The organism is Rhodococcus sp. P4_F3_2, from assembly GCF_056401335.1.
In genome coordinates, this window is the sequence record NZ_JBFUJN010000090.1 from 1 (window position 1) to 1325 (window position 1325).

Genomic DNA, 1325 nt, shown 5'->3' on the forward strand with positions numbered 1-1325 from the left:
GGTTGTTCGCGGTGTCGGAGTCGGAGTTCGTGTTGGCGATGGTGGTTCATCACATCAGTGGTGATGGTGTGTCGATGGGGCCGTTGACGCGTGATGTGATGGTGGCGTACGAGGCTCGTTCTCGGGGTGAGGTTCCGGGGTGGGCGCCGCTCGAGGTGCAGTATGCGGATTATGCGTTGTGGCAGCGGGAGACTTTGGGTTCGGAAGATGATCCGTCGTCGTTGATTTCGCGTCAGATCGGGTTCTGGGAGTCGGCGTTGGCGGGGTTGCCGGATCAGTTGGATTTGCCGGCGGATCGTCCGCGGCCTGCGGTGGCGTCCAATCGTGGTGCTGCGTATTCGTTCGTGATTGATCGTGATGTGCATGTGTCGTTGAGTGACGCTGCGCGTGAGTCGAATTCGTCGTTGTTCATGGTGGTGCATGCGGCGTTGGCGGTGTTGTTGGCGCGGTTGTCTGGGACGTCGGATATTGCGATCGGTACTCCGGTGGCGGGTCGTGGTGAGCAGGTTCTCGATGATTTGATCGGGATGTTCGTCAATACGTTGGTGTTGCGGACGGAGGTGGATTCTTCGGAGTCGTTCTCGGGGTTGTTGGGTCGGGTTCGTGAGGGTGATCTGGGTGCGTTTGCGCATGCGGATGTGCCGTTCGAGCGGTTGGTGGAGGTGCTTAATCCGGCGCGGTCGCAGGCTCGTAATCCGTTGTTCCAGGTGATGCTSTCGTTCCAGAGCGCACGCCAGACCGCTTTGCAGTTGGGCGAGCTAACGGTTGCGGGCGTCGATACCGGCGCGGTTGCGGCCAAGTTCGATCTGCAGTTGACCTTGGTCGAGCAGTTTGACGAGTCCGGTGCCCCGGCCGGGATGGCGGCGACGTTCACGTACGCGACGGATCTGTTCGACGAGTCGACGGTGGCCTCGATGGCAACCCGATTCGAACGCATCCTGGCTGCCGTCGTTGCTGATCGGTCAACCATTGTTGGTGACGTTGATGTTTTGGATTCTGTTGAGCGTTCGTTGGTGCTCGAGGGGTGGAATGACACGGCTCGGGTTGTGTCGGGTGTGTCGGTGTTGGATGGGTTCGATGCGCAGGTGGCGGCGTCTCCGGGTGCGGTGGCGCTCTCGTTCGAGGGTGTGTCGCTGTCGTATGCGGAGTTCGATGCTCGGGTGAATCGTTTTGCGCGGTATTTGGTTTCGGTGGGTGTGGGGCCGGAGTCGTTGGTGGGTGTTGCGGTTCGTCGGTCGGTTGATTTGTTGGTTGCGGTTTACGGTGTGCTCAGGGCTGGTGGTGGGTATGTTCCGGTGGATCCGGATCAGCCTGCGGAGCGTAAT

General features: G+C 60.3%; 1 protein-coding gene. It reads left to right on the top strand.

The window, feature by feature from the left end:
- On the top strand, nt 1-1325 hold a 1325-nt coding region (locus AC1DWA_RS32870), incomplete at both ends, for a condensation domain-containing protein (RefSeq protein ID WP_477917589.1).